Source organism: Syntrophomonas sp. UBA5494 (genome assembly GCF_002426325.1).
In genome coordinates this window covers 1-642 of record NZ_DIPG01000032.1, presented here as the reverse complement: position 1 = coordinate 642, position 642 = coordinate 1, and the positions used below count along the sequence as shown (strand labels likewise).

The following is a 642-nucleotide window of genomic DNA, read 5'->3' as shown; positions in this document are numbered from 1 at the left end:
TTAAGAATTCCGTGTCCTCGCTCATGCCCATCCAGGAAAACACCACCAGGGCGCTGTCGGCAAAAGTCTCCCGCCACTGTTGTTCCCAAACAACGTCGTCATGAAGAAAAACCGCCTGTCCATAGGGCAGAATCCCTTCCCGCACCAGGTCCTCCCGGGCCCGTTCCAGCATGGCGAATTGTCTTTCCAAATTGGTCAGAAATATGATCTGTCCCATTTCTACCTTCTCCTCCCCCGGCTGCCCTAAAAGGTTCAAGACTCCGAACCGGCAGCGCAAATCATCTCTTTCACCTTGTCAAAGTCCATAACGCCCTCTTCAAAAGGCTTTCTTCTCATACGATGGGGGAGCACCAATTGGGCGGCTTCCAGCATATCGCTCTCCGCAACTTCTTCCCGCAGATTGTAAGCCGCGATGGTCATAGCGGTTTTGATCATGCCAATATCGGCCCGGTGTCCGTCCACTTTCATGTTGATGGAGATGGTGGCCGCCATCTCCAGGATTCTGTCGTCATAACGCACTTTAGGCAGAATGCTTACCGCGGCTGCAATGCGCTCGCACAAGGCCTCTTGCATCATTTCATAAGCGGCCGCGAAAGCTGCGGGATCATTCTCAAATGCCAGCCTTCTTTTGATGACCTCAAT

General features: G+C 52.8%; 1 protein-coding gene and 1 pseudogene. Both read right to left on the bottom strand.

Annotated elements, in window-relative coordinates; all coding sequences use genetic code 11:
• On the bottom strand, positions 1-217 hold a 217-nt coding region (locus B3W37_RS03380), incomplete at its 3' end, for a hypothetical protein (RefSeq protein WP_483174778.1).
• A gap of 35 nt (positions 218-252) precedes the next feature.
• Positions 253-642, bottom strand: a pseudogene (locus B3W37_RS03375) (magnesium chelatase ATPase subunit I); the annotation flags it as partial.